17 protein-coding genes are annotated in these 22,105 nt (G+C 52.9%); 13 read left to right on the forward strand and 4 right to left on the reverse strand.

Translation table 11 applies throughout. The annotated features are described in order from the left end of the window. The coding region (locus Q2B33_RS07815) for a hypothetical protein (RefSeq protein WP_300913939.1) at window positions 1-1,931 on the forward strand (1,931 nt) is incomplete at its 5' end. 388 nt (window positions 1,932-2,319) lie between these two features. Then, window positions 2,320-3,843: a DUF5060 domain-containing protein gene (locus Q2B33_RS07820; RefSeq protein WP_300570571.1), complete on the forward strand. Its 1,524-nt coding sequence runs from the start codon at window positions 2,320-2,322 to the stop codon at window positions 3,841-3,843. On the opposite strand, the gene Q2B33_RS07825 is transcribed toward Q2B33_RS07820, so the two are convergent. Further along, on the reverse strand, window positions 3,840-4,223 hold the full coding sequence (locus Q2B33_RS07825; RefSeq protein WP_300815299.1) for a helix-turn-helix transcriptional regulator: 384 nt from the start codon (window positions 4,221-4,223) through the stop codon (window positions 3,840-3,842). The genes Q2B33_RS07820 and Q2B33_RS07825 overlap by 4 nt on opposite strands. A 258-nt stretch (window positions 4,224-4,481) precedes the next feature. Here Q2B33_RS07825 and Q2B33_RS07830 point away from each other — a divergent pair, with 258 nt between their 5' ends. The 6 genes from Q2B33_RS07830 (at window position 4,482) to Q2B33_RS24510 (ending at window position 8,462) form a co-directional block, all read left to right on the forward strand. Next, entirely contained in the window at window positions 4,482-4,688 is a 207-nt protein-coding gene (locus Q2B33_RS07830; RefSeq protein WP_296478670.1) for a hypothetical protein, read from the forward strand. Window positions 4,689-4,906: 218 nt separating this feature from the next. Next, window positions 4,907-5,743, forward strand: coding sequence for a class II fructose-bisphosphate aldolase (locus Q2B33_RS07835; protein ID WP_300570579.1), 837 nt, complete (start codon window positions 4,907-4,909; stop codon window positions 5,741-5,743). A 13-nt stretch (window positions 5,744-5,756) separates the two neighbouring features. After that, on the forward strand, window positions 5,757-6,419 hold the full coding sequence (locus Q2B33_RS07840) for a hypothetical protein (RefSeq protein WP_296478673.1): 663 nt from the start codon (window positions 5,757-5,759) through the stop codon (window positions 6,417-6,419). A 124-nt stretch (window positions 6,420-6,543) separates the two neighbouring features. Further along, window positions 6,544-7,389 carry an L-fuculokinase gene (locus Q2B33_RS07845; RefSeq protein WP_296478271.1) on the forward strand — a complete coding sequence of 282 codons (846 nt, stop codon included), beginning with the start codon at window positions 6,544-6,546 and terminating at the stop codon, window positions 7,387-7,389. Between the two features lie 75 nt (window positions 7,390-7,464). Next, on the forward strand, window positions 7,465-7,911 hold the full coding sequence (locus Q2B33_RS07850) for a DUF4432 family protein (protein WP_300570584.1): 447 nt from the start codon (window positions 7,465-7,467) through the stop codon (window positions 7,909-7,911). A 185-nt stretch (window positions 7,912-8,096) separates the two neighbouring features. Beyond that, the gene (locus Q2B33_RS24510) at window positions 8,097-8,462 is read left to right on the forward strand and encodes a fibronectin type III-like domain-contianing protein (RefSeq protein ID WP_300570587.1); all 366 of its coding nucleotides are present in this window, start codon (window positions 8,097-8,099) and stop codon (window positions 8,460-8,462) included. Here the strand turns inward: Q2B33_RS24510 and Q2B33_RS07860 are convergent. Then, window positions 8,344-9,558: a helix-turn-helix domain-containing protein gene (locus tag Q2B33_RS07860; protein WP_296478265.1), complete on the reverse strand. Its 1,215-nt coding sequence runs from the start codon at window positions 9,556-9,558 to the stop codon at window positions 8,344-8,346. The two genes, Q2B33_RS24510 and Q2B33_RS07860, sit on opposite strands and share 119 nt — an antisense overlap. Window positions 9,559-9,718: 160 nt before the next feature. On the opposite strand from Q2B33_RS07860, the gene Q2B33_RS07865 reads away from it, so the two are divergent. The 5 genes from Q2B33_RS07865 (at window position 9,719) to Q2B33_RS07885 (ending at window position 18,367) form a co-directional block, all read left to right on the forward strand. After that, window positions 9,719-12,061, forward strand: coding sequence for a glycoside hydrolase family 3 C-terminal domain-containing protein (locus Q2B33_RS07865; protein ID WP_300815296.1), 2,343 nt, complete (start codon window positions 9,719-9,721; stop codon window positions 12,059-12,061). After that, entirely contained in the window at window positions 12,058-13,518 is a 1,461-nt protein-coding gene (locus Q2B33_RS07870; protein WP_300570594.1) for an MFS transporter, read from the forward strand. Before Q2B33_RS07865 ends, Q2B33_RS07870 begins: the two co-directional genes overlap by 4 nt. 72 nt (window positions 13,519-13,590) lie before the next feature. Continuing rightward, a complete protein-coding gene (locus Q2B33_RS07875; RefSeq protein ID WP_300570597.1) occupies window positions 13,591-16,149 on the forward strand; it encodes a family 78 glycoside hydrolase catalytic domain in 2,559 nt (852 codons plus the stop codon). A 191-nt stretch (window positions 16,150-16,340) separates the two neighbouring features. Then, window positions 16,341-17,657, forward strand: coding sequence for a glycoside hydrolase family 5 protein (locus Q2B33_RS07880; protein ID WP_300898376.1), 1,317 nt, complete (start codon window positions 16,341-16,343; stop codon window positions 17,655-17,657). 53 nt (window positions 17,658-17,710) lie between these two features. Continuing rightward, window positions 17,711-18,367 carry a DUF1349 domain-containing protein gene (locus Q2B33_RS07885; RefSeq protein WP_300773256.1) on the forward strand — a complete coding sequence of 219 codons (657 nt, stop codon included), beginning with the start codon at window positions 17,711-17,713 and terminating at the stop codon, window positions 18,365-18,367. 138 nt (window positions 18,368-18,505) lie between these two features. Here Q2B33_RS07885 and Q2B33_RS07890 read toward each other — a convergent pair whose 3' ends face one another. Beyond that, on the reverse strand, window positions 18,506-19,840 hold the full coding sequence (locus Q2B33_RS07890; protein ID WP_300773255.1) for an FtsX-like permease family protein: 1,335 nt from the start codon (window positions 19,838-19,840) through the stop codon (window positions 18,506-18,508). Further along, window positions 19,841-20,992, reverse strand: a complete 1,152-nt coding sequence (locus Q2B33_RS07895; protein ID WP_300792186.1) for an ATP-binding cassette domain-containing protein — start codon at window positions 20,990-20,992, stop codon at window positions 19,841-19,843. Window positions 20,993-22,105: the final 1,113 nt, after the last annotated feature.

The raw sequence follows: 22,105 nt of genomic DNA on the forward strand, positions 1-22,105 counted from the left end.
ATTTCAGGGGGCGGTTCTATCAGTATCTGTGTCCGTTCCCGGGGCCGGACGAGGAGGTTGCCTCCCTGGGGAGGAGCGGCGAGGACGACACCATCGCCTTCTGCCTGCAGAACGGCGCTTACTTTATCGAGACCAATATGGAGTCCGCCGCAGCCTTCGGAGGCCATCCGGAACCTCATAAAATCTGGAAATCCAGCGCGGCGGCAGCGGAGTATTCCCGCCAGGTGGCCCGGGAGTATTACGGCTGCGGCAGGCCCTACGGCTATGTCTTCGGCGGCAGCGGGGGAGGCTACAAGACCATTGCCTGCATCGAGAACACCAACGCCTGGGACGGGGCCTGCCCTTTCGTCATCGGGTCGCCATATTCCCTGCCTAATACCATCACGCTCCACGTACAGGGGATGCGGACGCTGCGCCATGCGGTGGGGAAGATCGTGGACGCCCTGGATGCTGGCGGCAGCGGGGATATGTATGAGGGCCTGACGGAGGATGAGGCGAAGATGCTGAGGGAGATCACCCTCATGGGCTTCCCGCCCAGGGCCTGGTTCATGGAGGCGGCGGGACGCTGGGACGACGGTTCCCTGCCTGTGCTGATGCCCGGGATCAGGCAGAAGGACCCTCAGTATTTCAAGGATTTCTGGGAGAAGCCCGGCTATCTGGGCACGGAGCCGGGCAGCAACGCCCTCCGGGACAGGCTGCAGTTTAGGAGCCGTGTGGTGAGCGTCCATCTGCCGGGAGGGAAGGCGGAGGAGACCGGAGAATATTCCAACGGCGTGGATACCGCCTGGAAGAAATCCCTGGTGGACGGGGGCGGCGCCTGGATTGAGCTGGAGGAGGTTCCCCAGGGGGAGGAGCTGTATCTGAAGGGGGTCAACATCGGCTTCGAGACCGGCGGGGCGGCAGGAAAGAATATGTTTTTGGGGGATATCAGGGGCAACTGCATCACCATCGGCATGTGCTATGGCATGGATGACATGGAATCGGTACTGAAGTCCATCCGTCCCGGGGATGTGGTGACATTGGACAATTCCGATTACATAGCGGTCCAGTCCTATTACCGCCACCAGGTTCCGCCGGATGCAGCCTTCCACGCGTGGGACCAGTTCCGTAAGGCGGACGGCACCCCTGCCATCCCTCAGAGGGACGACATCATGGGGCCCGGCTTCTGCGGCACGGGTACGGTCCAGGAGGGAACCATCCAGGGCAAGGTAATCCTGACCCAGTCCCTGATGGACGAGTCCACCTGCCCCTGGTGCGGCGACTGGTACAGGAACCAGGTGCGCAGGGCCAAGGGAAACGAGGATGATTTCCGGATCTACTATTACGACAGGTGCCTCCATGGGGATGTGTCCGCTCTGGATACGGATATGATCGTAAACTATCTGGGCGGGCTGAAGCAGGCCCTGCTGGATATCAGCGACTGGGTGGAGCGGGGCATAGAGCCCAGGCAGTCCTCTGTGTATGAAATGGAGGGCGGCTGCGTCCATATCGCGGAGACGGCGAAGGAGAGGAAAGGACTACAGCCTGTAATCTCCTTGGCCGCCAACGGCGGGGCATGCGCCCATGTGAAGGTGGGAGAAGCCGTGACCCTGGAAGCCACGGCCCAGGTGCCCCAGGGCGCAGGGATAGTGACGGAAATCGAATTCTCCTTCTCCGACCCCATGTTCGGCACCTACGCGAAGAAGATGGAAAGCGGGGACAGCATGGCCTTTCTGGCGCAGGGACGTTCCGAGAGGGTGGAAGGGGCGTTGGAGACCTACGTCACGGAGGAGGGCCTGCAGGCGGGCAGGGCCGTGGTGCAGACTTCCTATGACAGGCCCGGCACCTACTTTGCGACGGCTTCCGTAAAGAGCCAGAGGAACGGGGACAGGGGAGATGTCTTCACCCAGGTGCGCAATCTGGCCAGGGCCAGGGTGATCGTGGAGGAATAACAAACTTAAGCATGAAAGTCTGAGACAGCAGGCTTATTGTCCCCCTGCAGGGATTATGGCATGAAGGCGGCAGCTGCGGGAATGCCGCAATAACAGAAAAGGCGGAGTTTATGAAGGTGTCAGTGGAGGGCATACCGCAGGGTGGTCCCCCGGATGCAGGAAGAGGAGAGGAAGTCGATCCGCAGCAGGTGGAAGAATGCTGTGAGGATGGTGTGTACAGGGGTGTCGTAGTGCGGAGACGGCACTGGAATAGGAGGAAATTTTATAACAGTCTCGGAACGAAGGTGCCCGGAATGAAAATTCAGCTGCGCACTTTGCAGATGAAATTTCATTCCCCGATAAGGGCACCGTAGTGCAGAGACGGCACTGGAATAGGAGGAAATGAGATATGAGACAGTATGAAATGTTTGAACTGAGTTTTCAGGGAGCGCAGCCGGAAGGGTCTTTTGCGGACATTGATCTGGAGGCGGTATTTTGCTGCGGAGGCGAGGAGAAGGTGGTGAAGGGCTTTTACGCGGGGGACGGCGTCTACAAGGTGCGGTTTCTGCCGGAGAAAGCGGGGAGCTATTCCTGGAAGGTGACTGGCGTCGCAGAACAGGAAGGGGAGGCCCTGTGCGAGAGCGCGGATGAGTCCTGCCATGGCATGGTGGGGGCGGAGGGCATGCATTTTGCCTATGAGGACGGCACGCTGTTCTATCCCTTCGGCACCACGGTCTATGCGCTGATGCATCAGGAGGATCGGCTGGTGGCGCAGACCATGGAGAGCCTGAAGGCAGCTCCCTTTAATAAGGTGCGCTTCTGCGTGTTCCCCAAGCATTATGATTTTAACCACAACGAGCCCCCCTGCTTTGCCTTTGAAAAGAGGGAGGATGGCAGTTGGGATGTGGACCGCCCCTGTTTTGCCTTCTGGGAGAGGCTGGAGGGGATATTGGCGCGGCTGGGGAGGATGGGGAGCCAGGCGGATCTGATCCTGTTCCATCCCTACGACCGGTGGGGATTTGCTGCCATGCCCCAGAAGGACAACCTGGTCTATCTGGATTATCTGCTCCGCCGTCTGGCGGCGTTCCCCAATGTGTGGTGGAGCCTGGCCAACGAATATGACCTGTGCGGAGCCAAGTCTATAGAGGATTGGGAAGAGATTGAGGAGTTTGTGGCGGCGAAGGACCCTTACCGTCATCTGCTGTCCAACCACAACTGCTTCAAAAACTGGGATTTTACCAGGCCTAACGTGACCCACGCCTGTATCCAGTCCAAGGTGCTGAACAAGGTTGCCCGGTGGCGCAGGCAGTATCAGAAGCCTGTGGTGATCGACGAGTGCTGCTATGAAGGGAATATCCAGCATATCTGGGGGAGCATCTCCGGCCGGGAGATGACGAACCGGTTCTGGCGCGTGGTCACCATGGGCGGCTACTGCACCCACGGAGAGACTTTCCTGGACCCGGGGCAGGATGTCCTGTGGTGGAGCAGGGGCGGCAGGCTGAAAGGGGAGAGCCCGGCGCGGATCGGGTTCCTGAAAGGAATCGTGGAGGAGCTTCCGGGGCCTATCGAGCCTGTTGAAAGCTGGATCATGAAAATGACACATGTGTCAGATGAGGAGAAGGAACAGCTTCTGCAGCAGGGCGAGCCCTTTGTGAAGGCGATGCTGCGGATGGGGGATGAGCTGGTGGATTTTTGCAACAGCGAGTTCGTATACCAGGGGCACTGCGGCCAGGAGGCTTATCTGACCTTCTATGACCTGCGCACCTGTGCGGAGGATGTGCTGGAGCTTCCGGAGGCCCATAAGTACAGGGTGGAGCTGATCGATACCTGGGACATGACCAGGACGGTGCTGTTGGAGAACGCCAGCGGGAAGACGAAGCTGACGCTTCCCGGCAAGGAAGGGACGGCGGTTCTGGCGCGGAAAGTGGATTAGCAGCAGGTTCCCCCGCTCCGGCCAAACTGCCTGGGAGATGTGCCGGTTATTTTCTTGAAAACGGTAATAAAGTAGTTATAGTCATGGAAACCGCACAGAGAAGCCACTTCGCTGAGACTGAATTCGGGAGAATGCAGGAGCAGCGATTTGGCTTTTTCTATGCGCCTCAGGCGTATGACTTCGGCAATGCCCATGCCGTAGCTTTCTTTTGCGATTTCATAGAGTCTGGTCTTTCCAATCTGAAAATGGGCGCAGATTTCCTTTGCATCCAGATCCTCTGAGAAATGCTCCTGGATATAGTTGTCAATTTGTACAGGCAGGTCTTCATGCCGCAGGGTGGCAAGCCGCTCCATGCAGAGATAGGATGCGATTGTCTGCATTAAGTTGGCGGCGGACAGGATATAGCTTTCTTCCATTAACGGCTGTTATATATCACATGAAAAAGTAAAAAGCAATATTGGGATGGATGACAGCAATGACCGCAAACCCAGCCGAAGGCTGAGTTTAGGATTAGCGTATACCGAGGTAATCGGCTATAACAAACCTTGAGGGAGCTTCAGAACGAGAAATTTAATGTGAATTTTATTGTAAAGACAGGCGGTTTTTTGTATAGTAAAGAACAGGAGGTTGTGGACATTATGATGACATTGTTTGATGATGAGCAGGTTTTAGAAGCATATGCAAAGGATATTGATGATAATGCTACCCATAGAGAGGCGAGAGAAACAGCGGAAAGAATGATTAAAATGGGGAAGTTTTCACTTGAAGATATCGCATTATGTGTTCCGTCAATACCGCTTGATGAATTAAAGAGATTGAAAGTAGATATTATGCAGTTGGCATAGACAAGAATTCATTTATACTCACGCTCAATAACATTTGCCAACGTAAATGTATAACGAGAGAACGCTTCTGTAAAACCTGGGAAGAAAGCGGCAAATGAATGCACTCACGCGTATAATATCATATTATAATAACATAGCGTCCATAGGACGCATTGGTAAAGGCGCATGGAACAGTAAATTGTAAACCATGCGTTTTTTTGCGCCCCAAATCATGAGCATTGCTGCATAAATGGAAATGTCGAGAAATATTTCTGAGCAAGCACAACCTGGAGAGCCTGATGGCTGTAATCGGCGGGGCAAAGGAGCTGGGCGTGCCTGTCATCATTCAGTTTGCCCAGTGCCATGAGCCCTGGATTCCCCTTTCCGTCATCGGCCCCATCATGGTGGAGCATGCAAAGAGGGCAGAAGTTCCCGTATGTGTCCATCTGGATCACGGCGAGACTCTGGAGTATTTACAGCAGGCCCTGGATATGGGATTCACGGGAATCATGTACGACGGCTCCGTGCTGCCCTATGAGGAAAACCGGGAGAACACGAAAGCGGCGACGGCCATGGCGGCGAAGACCGGAGCCGGTGTGGAGGCGGAGCTGGGCTCCATGGGGAAGAGGGAGTCCGGCGCGGGGGACGGAACAGGAGCGGAGGACGAGACGAAGATATACACGGATTCCGCGCTGGCGAAGCGGTTCGTGGAGGAGACGGGGATAGATGCCCTGGCCTGTTCCTTTGGAACCACTCACGGGATTTATCTGACGAAGCCGAAGCTGGACTTCGACGTGGTTCGGAATGTGAGGAAGCTTACGGATGAGATTCCGGTGGTGATGCACGGCGGCTCCGGGGTCAGCAGAGAGGACTTCCGGGAGGCGGTCAGGGCCGGCGTCAGGAAGGTGAACTACTTTACCTATATGGACAAAGGCGGCGGCAGCGCGGCGGCGGAGTACATACAGACGGTCAAAGCAGGGGAGCCGGTTTTCTTTTCCTCCGTGATACAGGAGGCGGAGAAGGCTATGAAGGAAAATGTGAAAGAGGCCATGAAGACTTTTGCTATGATGGATTGATAAGGAGAGCAAGATGATGAACACGAAAAAGAAAATGACTATTGAGGAATATCACCTGGACGCCCTGACGCTGCGCTGCTGGAACGAGATGGAGACCTATATGAGGGTATGTCCCTGCGTATTGCTGAGCGAACTGAATGACAGGGGAATCGTGGCATCCTGCGAGATAGACATGTGCTCCGCCATCACCATGCGCGCCATGAACCTGGCAAGCGAAGAGCCCACGGCTGTTCTGGACTGGAACAATAACTACGGCGATGAGGAGGACAAGGTGATCCTGTTCCATTGCGGGCCGGTTGCCCAGGGGCTGATGACAGCGAAGGGAACGGTTACGGAACATAAGATGTTCGCAAAAAACGATCCGGGTTCCGGATGGGGCTGCAATGAGGGACGGATTAAGGCATTTCCCGCTACTATCTCCAATTGCCAGACAAAGGATGGGAAAATCATTGTGTATGCCAGCGAAGCGCGGTTTACGGACGACCCCATTGAGGAAGCGTTCTTCGGATGCGGCGGCGTCTGCGAAATCCCGGATCTGCAGAATAAGCTGATCAGACTGGCCAGGGGAGGCTTCAAGCACCATACCTCCGTGGGGGTGGGACATATGAAAGAAATCTTGAAAGAGGCGTTTACAACATATCTTGGATATGACTGGGTGGATATTGACGGACAGTAAGGAAGTTGGGTTTTGTCTAAACAAGTTGCGGCAGCCATTTTCCGACAATTCCTAACCCGGACAAGCCGGAACCAAAATTTTGCTGTTAAACGGTCTAAACGGATGAACGGAATGGAGAAAAAGAATGTATATTGCGGGATTGGACATCGGGACTACGGGATGCAAGTGCACGGTTTTTGACGGGGACGGCCATTTGCTTGGGAAGGCATACCGCGACTATCCGGTGCGCAGGGCAGTGGGAGGACATGAAATCGATATTTCGGCCATGATGGACGGCGTCTATGGGGCGCTTTCGGAGATGGCGTCCCGGTATCCTGACATTGGCGGGATTGGGGTAACCAGCTTCGGCGAGACATTCGTATGTGTGGACTGGGCCGGTGAGCCGCTGCACCCGGCCATGCTGTACACGGATCCAAGGGGGCGGGAAGAGTGCCTTGAGCTGGTACGGAAGATAGGGGAAAAGAAAATCGCGGAGATTACAGGACTGCGTCCCCACGAGATGTACAGCATCTCCAAAATCATGTGGCTGAAAAGGAACCGGCCGGAGGTCTTGGAGGCAGCCAGGCATATCCTTCTGATGGAAGATTATGTCGTCTTCCGATTGACCGGGGTGGCGCAGATCGACTATTCCCTGGCCGCCAGGACGATGACGTTCGATATCAGGAAGCTGTGCTGGAGCGGCGAAATACTGGAGGCGGCAGGGGTGGATGAGAAGCTGCTGTCCGTACCGGTCCCGACAGGAACGATTGCAGGGAGCCTGCTGGCATCTGCTGCAGAAAAGACCGGGCTTAGGTCTGATGCCCAGGTGGTCTCCGTAAGCCATGACCAGGTTTCCGCGGCTGTGGGCGCAGGCGCTTTTGACGCGTCCGTGGCAGTGGACGGGGCCGGGACGGTGGAATGCCTGACCCCTGTCTATGATGAAATCCCGGACATGGACGTGATGTATCAGGCGGTGCGGCCGCTGGTATAGGCAGTCTGCAAAAGCAGGCTATAAACTTGCATCAGTTATTTGAAGACACTTCTATATAATACAAGGAGGCATCGGATGAATCCATACATCGGACATGATTCGCAGCTTTATGGGGTGGAAGAACACCGTCTTGTGGGCGGAAAGGGAGACGGCATGCGGATTTTGGAGGTGACCAACGGCAAGGGGATGGAGCTTGTCATTCCGCCGGACCGGGCCGGGGACATTGCAAGGCTGCGTTTCCGGGGAATCAACATGAGCTATCTGTCCCCCTGCGGTTACGTTGCTCCCGCATATTACGACAGCACTGGATCGAACTGGCTGAAATCTTTTACGGCAGGGTTTCTCACGACCTGCGGCCTGCAGGCGGTGGGTTCCCCCTGCACCGATGAGGGGGAAGAGCTTCCGCTTCATGGCTCCATTGCAAACCAGCCCTGTGAGCAGGTCTGCTGGAGGGAAGAGGACGGCCTGCTGGTGCTGCATATTATGAAAAGCTGGTCGAACAGGGGGTGCGCGCCGACTTGATAGAGATTGAAAGAGCACAGCATGGGGATGATCTGTTCTGGCAGAATCAGGTCAAGGACAAGGTGATCGCTTTCATGAGAGGCATTGCCGGATCCTGGTGATGTATCCTAAGGACATCCTGCACCAAAAAGCGGTAAAACATTCTTTTGGGGAATGGCTGGTATGACAGAATCGGGACGGAAGTGGTGCAGCTGTATCTGTCGGACTGCCGCGCTGCCATAGTACGCCCATGCATGGAACTGCAGGGTTTCGCCCGGGTGAAGCTGCAGCCGGGGCAGAGGAAAGCTGTGGGCTTTCTGGTACGCGCGGATCAGACGGCCTTTTTGGACCGCAACCGCCGTTGGAAGGTGGAAGCAGGGGAGGTATGGTTCTGGCGGGGGCTTTATAACCCAAAATCCTTAGAAAAGGGCTGTCACATCGCTGATTTCCTAATCATTGATGCGACAGCCCCTTTCTGTTATATTTCCGGTAGTCGCCGGGCGTCATGGAAGTATATCTCCGAAATACATTTTGAAAATATCCCTGGGAGGAGAACCCCAGGTATGTGCTGATTTCCAAAAGGGATTTGTCGGTGGAGGCCAGCAGATCCCGGGCTTTTTTGATTTTCAGAGTATACATATATTCTGTAATGGTAAAGCCGGTCTCCGATTTAAAACGTGCGGACAATTGGCTGCGGCTTAGGGAAACAAGGCTGCAGAGATCGGCTGTACGGACATTTTCTGTCAAATGCTCCTGCAGATAGGATATGATATTCTGAATGCTCTTACTGTATTGTTTCCCCATAACCAGATTCCGGATCCGTGTGGCATAATCCAATACCATGTGGTATTGCAGGTTTTGAATCTGATCGGGATAGAGATGCTTTTCACTGTGCTGTATATAGCGGTCGCTTAAGGAAAGCGCTTCCTCCACAGGAAGTCCGCCGGCGATGGCGGCACGGGATACCGTGGTGGCGCAGGTGATGAAGATATTCTTCAGCTGGCGCAGATAGCTGTCGGCAATTTTGCCGGGCTGCCCCGCCGATGAATTCGCAAAAAGCTTCCGGAGTCCCTCCAGGTTGCCGGTCTTCACGAAGCGGAGCATCTGTTGCTCGTATTCAAAGGTACTGTGGGAGACGGCCAGCCAGTCTTCCGGTTCGGGAACAGGAGGCTGAGGCTGGGAAGACGCCGGCAAACCGGTGGGGATAGAGTCATGAAAGTCAAAAAGGGACAGCTCGGTAATCTCTTTCTTCTCTCCGCTGATGTAGTAATTTACAAGACAGAGCAGATGGAGGAAAATTTCCAGCGGCATGAGGGTAATGCCTTGGAGCAGGGTCTGATAATGGGCTTTTTCCTTTTCATCGATTCCCAGAAGAAACATGAGCTCTCTGGCGTTTGAGCGGGTCAGCTGAAACTGGCAGGCAGGGCCGATGACCATAGTATGGCGCTCGTGGCGGATGACGCCGTAATATTGATAGAATGGCGTGATATGGCAGCTTATGCTGACAGGCGCATCCAGCAGCCTATCCAGATAGGGAAGGGCCGGATCCGGATCAAATGCAGTGGCGGAATAATACCCGGTACAGCTTTTGTTTTCATAAATCCTTATCTGGATGCGGGAGATATTCGCTATGTTTTCAGAGATATAGGCATAATCAATTTCCGGCATTTGTAGGGCCTCCTGTATCATTTTCTCAATTTTACAATAAACCGGATAATTTTACAAACAAAAAAATAGTGGAATATGGGAAAATGGGTGTAGAAAAATTGAGAGGCCTGACGGGAAAGGGAAGAACAGGATGAAACTGAAAAAGAAAATTGGCAAGTTTATGCAGCGGGTAGTGGATCATGCCATGGGAAACGGGCTCATGCAGGAGGAGACGGCGGCATCCGGCGAGAAATACATAACGCCGGGCATTTCGGCGCTGATTCGCAGGAGCGGGGCGGAAGGCTGCGTGCTGCTGAAAAATGACGGCGTGCTGCCCCTGAAGGAAGGGGAGGAAATCGCCGTTTTCGGGCGGTGCCAGCTTGACTGGTTCTGTGTGGGCTACGGCAGCGGCGGCGACGTACATGCGCCTTACCGCGTAAACCTGATGGAAGGCCTCGGGAATATGGGGGCAAAGTATAACAGGCCGCTGGCACAGGCATACCGGGCCTGGTGTGGATCGGAGGAGCACAGGGCGGATGAGGGCTGGTGGGGGCATTGGCCCATGAACCATCCGGAGATGCCGCTTGCCGCACATATGGCGGAGAGCGCGGCAAAAACTTCCGATGCTGCCCTGGTAGTGATCGGCAGGGCGGCCGGGGAGGACAGGGAAAACACTTTGGAGAAGGGAAGCTACTACCTGACGGAGGAAGAGCTGGCAATGCTGGATGCGGTTACGGCAGCGTTCCGCCGGACGGCTGTGGTGCTGAACATCGGCAGCATTATGGATATGGAGTGGACGGAAAGGTATGGGGAAAGGCTATCCGCCGTTCTAATCGCATGGCAGGGGGGAATGGAGAGCGGCAATGCCCTTGCGGATGTGCTGTACGGAAAGGTGAATCCCTGCGGAAGGCTGGCGGATACCATCGCGCGGCGCTATGAGGATTATCCCAGCAGCGGGCATTTCGGCGGCAGGGAATACAATGAATATGCGGAAGGGATTTTTGTAGGCTACCGGCATTTCGACACCTGTGCAAAGGAGGCGGTCCTGTATCCCTTTGGCTATGGCCTTTCCTATACCGAGTTCAGGCTTATGCCAAAATCCCTTAAGCGCTCTGCTCATGGTGCCGGCGGGCCGGAGGGAGCAGTCACGGAGATGGTTGTGGAAGTGAAAAATATCGGCGGCTGTTCCGGACGGGAGGTGGTGATGCTCTGGTGCCGCCCGCCCAAGGGCTGTATCGAGAAGCCCGCACATGTTCTGACCGCTTTTGCAAAGACCAGAGAGCTTGCCCCGGGCGAAAGCCAGGAGCTTACCTTAAAATGCGATGATAAAGCGATTTCGTCTTATGATGAGAGGCGGCATGCTTTCCTGCTGGAACCCGGCGAGTACCGCTTTGCGGCAAATGATGTGGAAGCGGGGAGCTTTCTGCTCCAGGAGACAGCGGTGGTGGAGAAATGTGAAGCAGTCTGTTCGCCGGAGGTAAATCTGAGGCAGCGCATTCTTGACAATCTTCCCGGGGAGGCTGCGGTGAAAAGGGAGAAAGCCCCGATTCTCGGCGATGTGGCCAGCGGAAAGGACACTATGGACGATTTTGTGGCCGGGCTCAGCGATGACGAACTGGAGGCTCTGACCCGGGGGCACGGCATGATGAACAGCCCGCTGGGGGCGCCTGGCAATGCCGGCGTCCTGGGCGGTGTGATTCCCGGTCTGCGGGAGAAGGGAGTTTTGCCGGTTGTCTGTGCAGACGGACCCGCGGGACTGCGGCTGCAAAAGTACTGTGCGTTGGTGCCCTGCGGAACGGCCCTTGCCTGTACCTGGAACTGTGAGCTGGTGGAGGAGCTGTACCGTCTTGTGGGGGCGGAGATGAAGCATTACGGCGTGGACGTGCTGCTGGCGCCGGGAATGAACATCCACAGGAATCCCCTCTGCGGAAGGAACTTTGAGTATTTTTCGGAGGATCCGCTGCTTTCCGGAAAGATGGCGGCTGCCGTGGTGCGGGGGGTACAGAGCATGGGAGGAGCCTGCTGTCCGAAGCATTTTGCCTGCAACAATCAGGAGACGAAACGCAATATCTGTGACTCACGGCTGTCTGAGCGCGCCCTGCGGGAGATCTATCTGCGCAATTTCGAAATCTGCATCAGGGAGAGCAGCCCCCATACCGTAATGACCTCTTATAACAAGGTAAACGGCGTATGGTCCCATTACAATTATGACCTTGTGACCACAGTCCTGCGCCGGGAATGGGGATATGAGGGCATGGTCATGACGGACTGGTGGATGCAGAAGTCCGGAAGCCCCGAATTCCCGAAGCTGAAGAACAATGCCTACCGGGTGAGGGCCCAGGTGGACGTGCTCATGCCCGGCGATATGGGGCATGTGGCGAAAAAATACAAATCGGATGGGAGCCTGCTGAAAACGCTGGGCCAGCCGGAGGGGATTACCCGGGGAGAGCTGCAGCGGACAGCCCGCAATGTTCTGGAACTGGTATTGAAGATAAAATACGGTGAAAAAGGAGAAAAACGATGAGGGAGAAAGAGATGAAGGGAAAACTGTTTGACAGGCTTCCGGACGGCAAAATCCAGTCTGAGAATGTGGGGGGAAAAGAAAAATGGCTCGGATATTTACTGGGGCCCACAGGGGCACTGCTGCTGAATGCGGTGCTGGCTGTCTATCTGAATGTGTTTTATACGGATGTCCTGAAGCTTACCGGGGTATGGGGCGGCGCGTTCCTGATGGTGTTTCCCATCGCTTCCAAAATCATTGACGCCGTCACCAATGTGGTCATGGGGCAGCTGATCGACCGTACCCGTACCCGGGAGGGCAAAGCCCGCCCATGGCTGCTGCTGTCGGCAATCCTGATGCCGGTGACGGGCATCTTGCTGTTTGCGGTGCCCAATGCCCCGGAGGAAGTCCAGGTCATCTGGGTCATGCTGTCATACAACCTGTTTTACTCCTTCGCATTCACAATCTATAATATGAGCCACAGCCTGATGGTGGCTCTGTCCACCCGGAACACCACGCAGCGCGGCAGCCTGTCGGTGTTCAATAATATCGCCTCTATCATGGTCTCCGGGATTATCGTGGCCCTGGTCTTTCCCATGGCAGTCATGCCGGTGCTGGGTGTCGATAAGGAGCTGTGGCTTCTGGTCATGGGCATTCTGGCAGCCCTGGCCCTGCCGCTGACATTGCTGGAATATTTCTTTACAAAGGAGCGCATCACGGAGGAAATCGGCGACGGGGCGGAAACAAGGTCTATCCGGGAGCAGTTTTCAGCCATACTGCACGATAAGTACTGGATCATTCTGATGGCCTACAATGTTGTCTTCAACCTGGGCAGTTACTTTAAAAATGCTTCTCTCGTTTACTACTGTAACTATGTGCTGGGAACCTACAATGATGGAGTGACCCAGACCCTTGTTTCCGTGATCGGCGGCATTCCCATGGGGATCGGCATCTTTGCGGTGTGGCCGCTGGCGAAAAAATTCGGCAAGCGGAACGTGACGCTGGCCGGATTCATCCTTTATGCCATTGGAGGCGCAGTCTGCCTGATCGGCCCGCGGAACATGGTCATTGTGCTGGCGGGGCAGTTCATTAAAAACATCGGAGGCCTGCCATGCGCCTACGTCTTTGCCGCGCTCACCGCCGATGTGCTGGATCATATCGAGTGGAAATATACCTTCCGCTGTGACGGGCTGGCTACCTCCATAAACAGCATTATTATCACGGTATCAACCGGTGTGGCCGCTGGCGTGCTGAATTTCTGCCTTGCCAGATCCGGCTATGTTGCGCCGGAATTTGTGGAAGCTACCGGTCAGACGGTGGGCGCTGTCCAGAACGCGGCTACGCAGAATGTGTTTATTTTCTTCTTTCTGGGGCTGGAGATTATCACCGCGATTATCCTGATTTTGCTGCTGAGATTTCTGGATGTGGAGAAGCATATCGACAAGGAGCAGGCTGAAATCAAAGCCCGCCGCAGGGCTTAGCAGGGCCGGTTGTAAATTAAGGAATTGTGGACATATAGTTTAGCTCCGGCTTGTCCGGGTCAGGGAGGAAGCATGATACAGGCAGTAAGGTTAAGAACAGAATATCTGGAAAATCCCCTGGGAATTGATGTGCAGAACCCGGGACTAATGTGGAACGTGGAAGGCGCGGTAAGGCAGACAGCCTATCGCATCCTGGCGCAGACAGAGGGCGAAACCATATGGGACAGCGGTAAGACAGCCTCTTCCCGAATGACAGGGATCCGGTTTCCCCATATGCTTGTCTCCCGCCAGCGCGTGCTCTGGAAGGTCAAACTGTGGGATGAAAACGATGGGGCGGGGGACTGGTCCGAAGAGGCATTCTTTGAAATGGGTCTGCTGGAACCCATGGACTGGGGCGCAAAATGGATCACAGGCAATTATCGGGTGAACAGGAAGAAGCGCTATCCAGTAGATTGCTTCCTGAAAAAGGTGGAGGTCTCCCAAGAAGTGAAGTCTGCCAGGCTGTACATTACGGCCTGCGGGCTTTATGAGGCGAGGCTGGACGGAAGTAAAATCGGCGATTTCTGCCTTGCGCCCGGCTATACGGATTACAATAAAAGAGTGCAGTACCAGACGTATGATGTGGCCCGGCTGCTGGAAAAGGGAAATCATACCCTGACAGTGCAGCTTGCGGACGGCTGGTACAGGGGGAGCGTCGGGGCCTGGGGAATCCGAAATCAGTATGGGACAGAGACCAAATTCCTTGCCCAGCTGGAAATTCTGTATAGAGACGGAAGCTCCGAAAAGGTCTTTACAGACCAGTCCTGGAGCTGGTCCAATGACGGCCCCATCCGTTTTGCGGACAACAAGGACGGGGAGATCGTGGAGGCTTTCCGAACACCTGCATATGGCGGCAGGGCAAAGGCGACGTCCCATAAGGTTCTGCCCAGTGCATCCAATAATGTGACGGTGGCGGAGCGGGAGCATTTTACACCGATCCTTACGAAAGCGCCAAACGGCAGGATGCTGCTGGACTTCGGACAGAACATCGCAGGATACATTTCCCTCCGCGTCCAGGCGAAAAAAGGACAGCGGCTGCTGTTCCGTTTCGGGGAGCTGCTGAATCAGGACGGAAATCTGACCCAGAAAAATATCCAGTGCAGCAATAAAAAGGTCACCACTCCGCTTCAGAAGATAGAATATGCCTGCCAGGAGGGCGACAATGCATACAAGACGACTTTTTCCGTATTTGGTTTTCGGTATGCGGAAGTGGAAACGGATCTCATCCTGAAGCCTGAAAATGTAACGGCCATTGCCGTGTACTCTGATTTGGAGCAGACAGGATACTTTGAGAGCTCCAATGAATTGCTGAATCGTTTCGTGGATGCGGTCGTCTGGTCGGCGAAAGGCAATTCCCTGGACATCCCCACGGACTGCCCCACCAGGGAGCGCCATGGCTGGACGGGGGACGCCCAGATTTTCTTCGAGTCTGCCAATTATCTCTTTGACTATGCCGCCTTCTCCAAAAAGTATCTGCGGGATGTGTTCGACTGGCAGAAAAAGGATGGCAGGCTTCCCCAGATCGCGCCCTACGGGGGCACTGACTTCTATATGTGGACCATGAACGGCAGTGTGGGCTGGTCCGATGTGGGGATACTGAACCCCTATCGTTTCTGGAAAATGTACGGGGACAGGAGGATTCTGACGGAATACTATGACCGTATGAAGCGTTATGCGCAATTCATGATGAGACGCTGCGGGAAGTCGGGTTTTATGGCAAGGCCTCTGGGCCTGAAGGGAGAGGCAGGGAAATATGCCGTGAACACCGGGCAGTCCTACGGCGAGTGGGCGGAACCGGCGGACGTGCATCCCAATGACTGGAAGGATATGGCCGCGCCGCATCCGGAAGTGTCCACCGCATATACGTCCCATGTGCTGGGATGCATGGCGGAAATAGCCCAGGAGCTTAAGCATGAAGAAGACGCCGCTGTATTCAGAAGATACAGTGAGGGATGCAGGAAAGCATATCAGGAAATGGCTGAAACGGCAGGGTATTCCCTGGATACAGACCGGCAGGCGCGGCTCGTCCGTCCCCTGGCCTTTGCTTTGCTGGATGGAGAGCAGACTGCTTACGCAAGGGAGCGGCTGCTCAGGGCCCTTGAGAATTACGGCTGGCGCCTGGGGACGGGATTCCTGTCCACGCCGCTGATTCTGGAGGTATTGGCAGAGTTTGACCTTGAGGCGGCCTACCGTCTGCTGGAAAACGAGGAAATGCCGGGCTGGCTGTTCATGCCGAAGAACGGCGCCACCACCGTATGGGAATCCTGGGAAGGGCCCTGCGCCCAGGGCGGCATCGCTTCGCTGAACCATTATTCCAAGGGGGCTGTCTGTGCGTGGCTGTTTCAGACCATGTGCGGTATCCGCATGGACGGGGAGAACCGGTTCGTCATTGCCCCGCGGCCGGGAGGCAGTTTTACCTATGCCGGCGCGGAATACAGAAGCATATATGGTATGGTCAGGAGCGGATGGAGACGGGAGAAGGGAAAAACTGTGTATACAGTGACGGTTCCGGCCAATTGCGAAGCGGAGCTTCGTATTCCGGGCCGAATGCCGGAGACGGTAGATGCGGGAGATTATGTGCTGACGGTTTGAGGAACGAATATTCCGGAAGGAAAAGCCGGGCTGGAGATTCATTGACAGGCATAGGCTGTAATGTGGTCGGGTTGCCCGGAAATTTTAACTGTTAGGCAGTATAAATAAAAAGGAAGAAAACGATGGAAAAAATTTTGCTCAATGGAACCAGATTCATAAACGAGTCAGGCAGAGAGGTGATTCTGCATGGCATGAATGTCCTCTGCAGGGATGCGGCGCTTGGACATTTTTATCCTGATTTTGAAAATGCATTTCCTTTTTTTCAACGGATGGGGTTTAATCTGCTGCGTTTCGGCATTTTCTGGCATGGCGTCGAGCCCCGGCCGGGAGTTTATGACGAGACGTATCTGGGAAGGGTGAAGGAAATTGTGAACCTCGCCGAGAGCTGCGGTATCTATATTATTCTTGATATGCATCAGGATCTGTTTGCCCAAAAGTATATTGACGGAGCGCCGGACTGGGCCTGCCTGGACGATGGGCTGCCGCATCCCGAGAGCTGTACCATCTGGTATAATGCATATCTGGAAAGCGATGCTATCATCCGGGCGGCAGATAATTTTTGGGCGAATAAGCCCGCGGAGGACGGGGCGGGGCTTCTGGATCATTATTCTTCCATGTGGGAGAAAATTGCGGAGACCTTTGCGGACTGCTCCAATGTGATTGGATTTGAACCCATGAACGAGCCTTTTATGGGGAGCATTGCGCGGGAAGCCTTTGGATACGCAACCAGGAAAATGATGGAGACGAATCCTGCATTTGACCTTACGAAGCCAGAGGCTGTCACGGAAGAGGAGCAGGCGGCGTTCATGGGCATTGTGAGCCGGCGTTTTCTGGAATTTGACAGGACGACATTGATGGACTATTACCGCCGTATGCAGAGGGCAATCCGCAAATACAGCGATAAACCGATCGTAACCGGCGGGAACATCTATTGCAGCACTAACATCCCTACCGGCATTGAACGGCTTGAGGAGGGCAATCAGATTTATGCTCCTCATGGCTATGACTCGGTGGTTGATTCAGCCCGCTATGAAAGCTTCAGCAAGAGAAATGTGGAGCTGCTCTATGAAGAGAAGCGCAGGGGGCAGGAACGTCTGGGACTGCCGACTATTGTGGGGGAATGGGGAGCCTTTCCTTCGGAAAAGTTTACGAACGATCTGATCAGGCATATGAACGGCATCCTTGAGAAAAATCTCTGGGGCTCCGCATATTGCGAATATCATCCCGGCATGGAAAGTGACGCGAACTTCTCTTCGCTCTGCCGCACTTATCCGGCAGAGACGGCGGGAAAGCTGGAAATGTACCGTTATGACGAGGATGCGCAGCGTTTTGAAATGATTTTTGAAGCAGAGGGGTCAGGCGAGACCCGAATATTCTGCTCTTTCATTCCGCAGGGGGTTGAGTGTAATCTGCCCCATAGTTTTCGGATAGAACAGCTTTCGGATAGGAGCTGCTGCTGTTTTTTGAAAACAGATATTGCAGGGAGAGCCTGTGTTGTAGTAAAATAGCGGAAGACTTTGGAAGAACATTGGGTAAAATAATCAGGAGGAGCACTGCGCATATGGAGAAAAACAGAAAAGCAGAAGAGGAAGGCAGGGAAATGGTTTCTTTTGAACCTGAAAAGCTGGCCTGGGTCAATGAACCGGCCGAGTATGTGATTGGCGGCAGTGAGATCAGAATCCGGACGGAACCCGGCACAGACTTGTGGCAGAGGACATATTATCATTTCCGGAATGACAACGCCCCTGTACTGCAGATGGAGACAGAAGAGAAGTATTTCAGCTTTGTAGTAAAGACGGACTTTGCAGACAGCCACCACAGGTTTGACCAGTGCGGCATAGTGATGTACCTGGACAGTGAAAACTGGCTGAAGGCTTCCGTGGAATATGAAACCGGGGAATACCAGCATCTGGGGAGCGTGGTGACGAATAACGGATACTCCGACTGGGCCACAACAGTCATAGGGGCCTCTGTGAAAACAATGTGGTACCGGTTCAGCCGCAGGGAGGATGATTACTGTATTGAATGTTCGGAGGACGGGGCAACATTCCGCCAGATGCGGATATGCCATATGCACAAAGGGAAGGGGAAGATCCGGTTCGGTATCTACGCCTGCTCCCCGGAGGAATCCTCCTTTCAGGCGGTGTTCTCAAAAATGCAGCTCATGGAATGCCAGTGGGAAGCCCATGACGGCCAGCAGCCTGACAGGAATGAGTGAACTTACAGATAGGGGAAAGGCAAGCGGTGATTTTGACTGGAGCGAAATTAGCCCCACGATTTTCGGGGCAGTGTTTGAAAGTACTGGTTCCACGGCAAGTGAAATCGTTAAGCAGTATAAATTTGCAGTACAACGCAATCAGCAGTCATGCTCTCCGGCATGACCGCTTTTCCATGCCTTGCTCATAGCGCTTACAATCCCGAAATAGCAAATATAAAAAACCACAATACACGCCCCAAACTCACCGGTTAATTTGAGCAGAATATTGTTCAAAGAAGCCGGCAATAGTAAGTTCATTTTTCCATTCAGTAACGGTATGCAGAATAAAATAATCAATAAAGCCATTATCATTGGAGAGGACAATTTAATTGCAATCTGCTGATTCACAAGTCTTGCGATCTGCTTATCGCTTTTTCCCATACAGCGCATTATCCGATTGCTTTTTGCATTCTGCCTGAGCTCTATGATCTGCTGCAGGGATAATATCGAAAAATAAATAACCAGAAACACGATACAGATGCTTATTTGTGCAGTTCCCATCCACTGGCGCATAGCCGTATCAAAAAGCTGAAATTCCGGCTGCAGTATCAGTATTCCGGTTACAAAAGAAGCCCCGGAAAACAAAAAGCATATGCAGAAAACAGCATTAACCATAGCGGCCGTTTTGAAATTTGATGTTATATTTGCCGTAATATATAGCCGGTCTTTTTGATATATCCTAACGGATTTCATACGCCTGTACGCATATAAATAGCCAAACACCCATTTGTAAAAAGCAAAAACAGATATTAACAAAGGGATTGCTGTAACAGATACGGGGTAAACGATGTAAACTTCCGGCAGGAAAACAATGCCGCAGACGCAGCCAAGGAAGCACACAAAACACAAAAAGAAAAGAATGCCCCATTTTTTATAGTTTCCTATATTTTTTACGCTTTGACTGCGGTTCCTTTCATACATCAGCTCCCTTATCTGCAGCTTGTCTAAACGCTGCTTCAATCGAAAAGAACACACTGTTTCAATAAGGCAAAAAAACAGGAACGTATGGAACATACTTTTACCGTAAAGGATTCCGCAATGTTCCATTTCATGCAGCGGCTCACGGAAATACCAGAATCCATATATGGAAAAGCCCATTGTTGTTCCTGCTATATAGCAGAAAAAACCAATCAACAGGACTTCGCATAGGAACAGCCGGGTTACTCTCTTTTTTCCCATACCCAATAATAAATAGCTTGCAAACTCTTTTGCCCGCTGCTTTAACATGAAAGTATCTATATATCCGACTAAAACGATTTGAATGGCCGCTATCAACAGTGGCAGAGAGATCACTTGAAAACCGGCTGATTCTCCTATAATGGTGATACAATTGGATACCTCTATCATCGCCAAAAGCACGGTCATGGTAACCACATATAAAAGATAATCTGTAAAAGACCGCCTGGCATTGCGGATTGACAACTTCAAATACATCTAGCTTTCTCCCCCCATCCATTCTATTTTCTTCAAAATATCCGCGAAAAAGGTCTGCTTGTTTTCCTGTTCCCGGTTTAAAGCAGCTTTTATTTCGCCGTCCTTCATGAACAAAATCCTGTCGCAATAGCTGGCCGCCATGACATCGTGCGTGACCATCAATATTGTTGCGCCGTACTCTCTGCAAAGCATGACAAGGGTGTCCAAAAGCTGTCTGGCAGCGTGGGAATCTAATGCCCCGGTAGGCTCGTCCGCAAGTATAATATCCGGATTTACCACGATAGCACGGGCGCAGGCGCAGCGCTGCCGTTGTCCTCCCGATACCTCATACGGAAATTTATCTAATATCGCCGATATATCCAGCTTTTCAGATAAACTTTGAATCGTTGGAAGAATGCTTTCTTTGGGAACCTCTTTAATTGTCAAAGCAAGCGCAATATTTTCATAGATAGTCAAAGTTTCAAGCAAATTGTATTCTTGGAAAACAAAGCCTAAATGTCTGCGGCGAAATTCTGCGGCAGCCTCGTCTGGTATATCCACTATATTCTGCCCGCTTATTCGTATCGTCCCATTTGTGGGCTTGTCTATTGTGGCTATTAAATTGAGCAATGTTGTTTTCCCGGAACCGGAGGCCCCCATGATTCCGACAAAGCTGCCTTGCGGTATCTGAAAACTTATGTCCTTTACGGCCAATACAGAATTATTTTCTGTTTCATGCCCTGTTGAAACATTTTCATGCCCTGTTGAAACATTTTCATGCCCTGTTGAAACATTTTCATAGAGTTTGGAGACATTTTCAACTTCCAAAACATTTTCGGGGGTTGTATCACTTTCTTTTGATTCCCGGGAATGTACTTTTTCCCTATTGTCGTGTCCTAACCAATTTGTAATCACGTCCATAAGAACCTCATCTGCTCGTTCTTTCCATTTTTCTTCTGCAATGCGCTCACCCGCAAATAGTTCATTCAAAGTAACGTCTAAAAGGGTGCATAAAGGCATAAACAGAGACAAATCCGGCATAGACCGTCCTGTTTCCCATTTTGAGACAGCCTTATCGGTTATTTCCAGTTTTTCTGCCAACTGGCTTTGCGTCCAGCCTTTTGCTTTCCGGCGTTCGGAAATAAAAGCTCCAATCTTAATCTGATTCATCATTCGGCCCTCCTGCTTGCGGTTATTATATAAATCCGGCTTAAAAATGAACACCTACCAACGGTAGAGTTGGATAGAACGGGGCTTTTTGACTCTGCCGATAGTATAGTCCGGAACGGAATTTGATGAAATATAAGGAAATATGTACATTCAGATTATATCATTCCGCTTTCTCTAAATCTATCTTGTTTGTGAGATTTAGCTTCTTTGGTTCGATGATTGCCGGATCAGGATGTCGGATTTCTTGGAGAATGCATCGGATTTGTGGGAGAATATTTTTTGAAAATTTTATAAACTATTCTCAGATGACATGCAGAAAGCAGACAGGAAGGCAACCTGAGAATGAAGAAGGAGGTACTACTTTATGAAAGGCGCAAAGAGAGTGATTCTCGGACTGGCAGGACTGGGCATGGCGGCCGCCCTGGGCGGCTGCGGCATCCTGAGGGGAGCCGGGAACACTGCCACGGATCTGAACCCGGAAGACGACACCTACTATACCATGTGGATCCACAGCGGCCCCGGCTCGTCCTATTACACGGAGTACGAAGACAATCCGGCAGTCAAATATGCGGAGACCATGACCTGGGGAGAGGAGGGCAAATCCATCTTCATCGACTTCGTCATTCCGCCCGCCAATAAGGAACCAGACGACCTGCAGAACATGTATATCAACGGGAACCTGACCCATGTTCTGGACGGCGTCATCTGCGACAGCGCGGACATCATGTATGCCAATAACCGAATCATCGACCTGACGGAATATGTGAACCAGTACATGCCCAATTACAAAAAGGTGCTGGATACGGTGGAGGACGTGAGGAAGAGCGCCGTCTTCAACATTGACGGGGAAGAGAAGATATTGGGAATCGTGACGGTGAACGAGTCCTACAAGGATGTGAATTTCGGCTATGAGTACCGCCGTGACTGGATCGTGAAATACGGCAGCAATCCCCAGACGGGGGCGGCCTTTAGCGGCGGATATACGGACGAGAGCGATCCGGACAGCTGGGAGGACGATGTGGTGTTCCCCAGCGGCGGAAGCGACCCGGTGTACATCAGCGACTGGGAGTGGATGTTCGGCATCTTTGAGACGGCCATGGAGGATATGGGGATTGA

It is taken from the genome of uncultured Acetatifactor sp., assembly GCF_948601915.1.
Lineage (GTDB): Bacteria > Bacillota > Clostridia > Lachnospirales > Lachnospiraceae > Acetatifactor.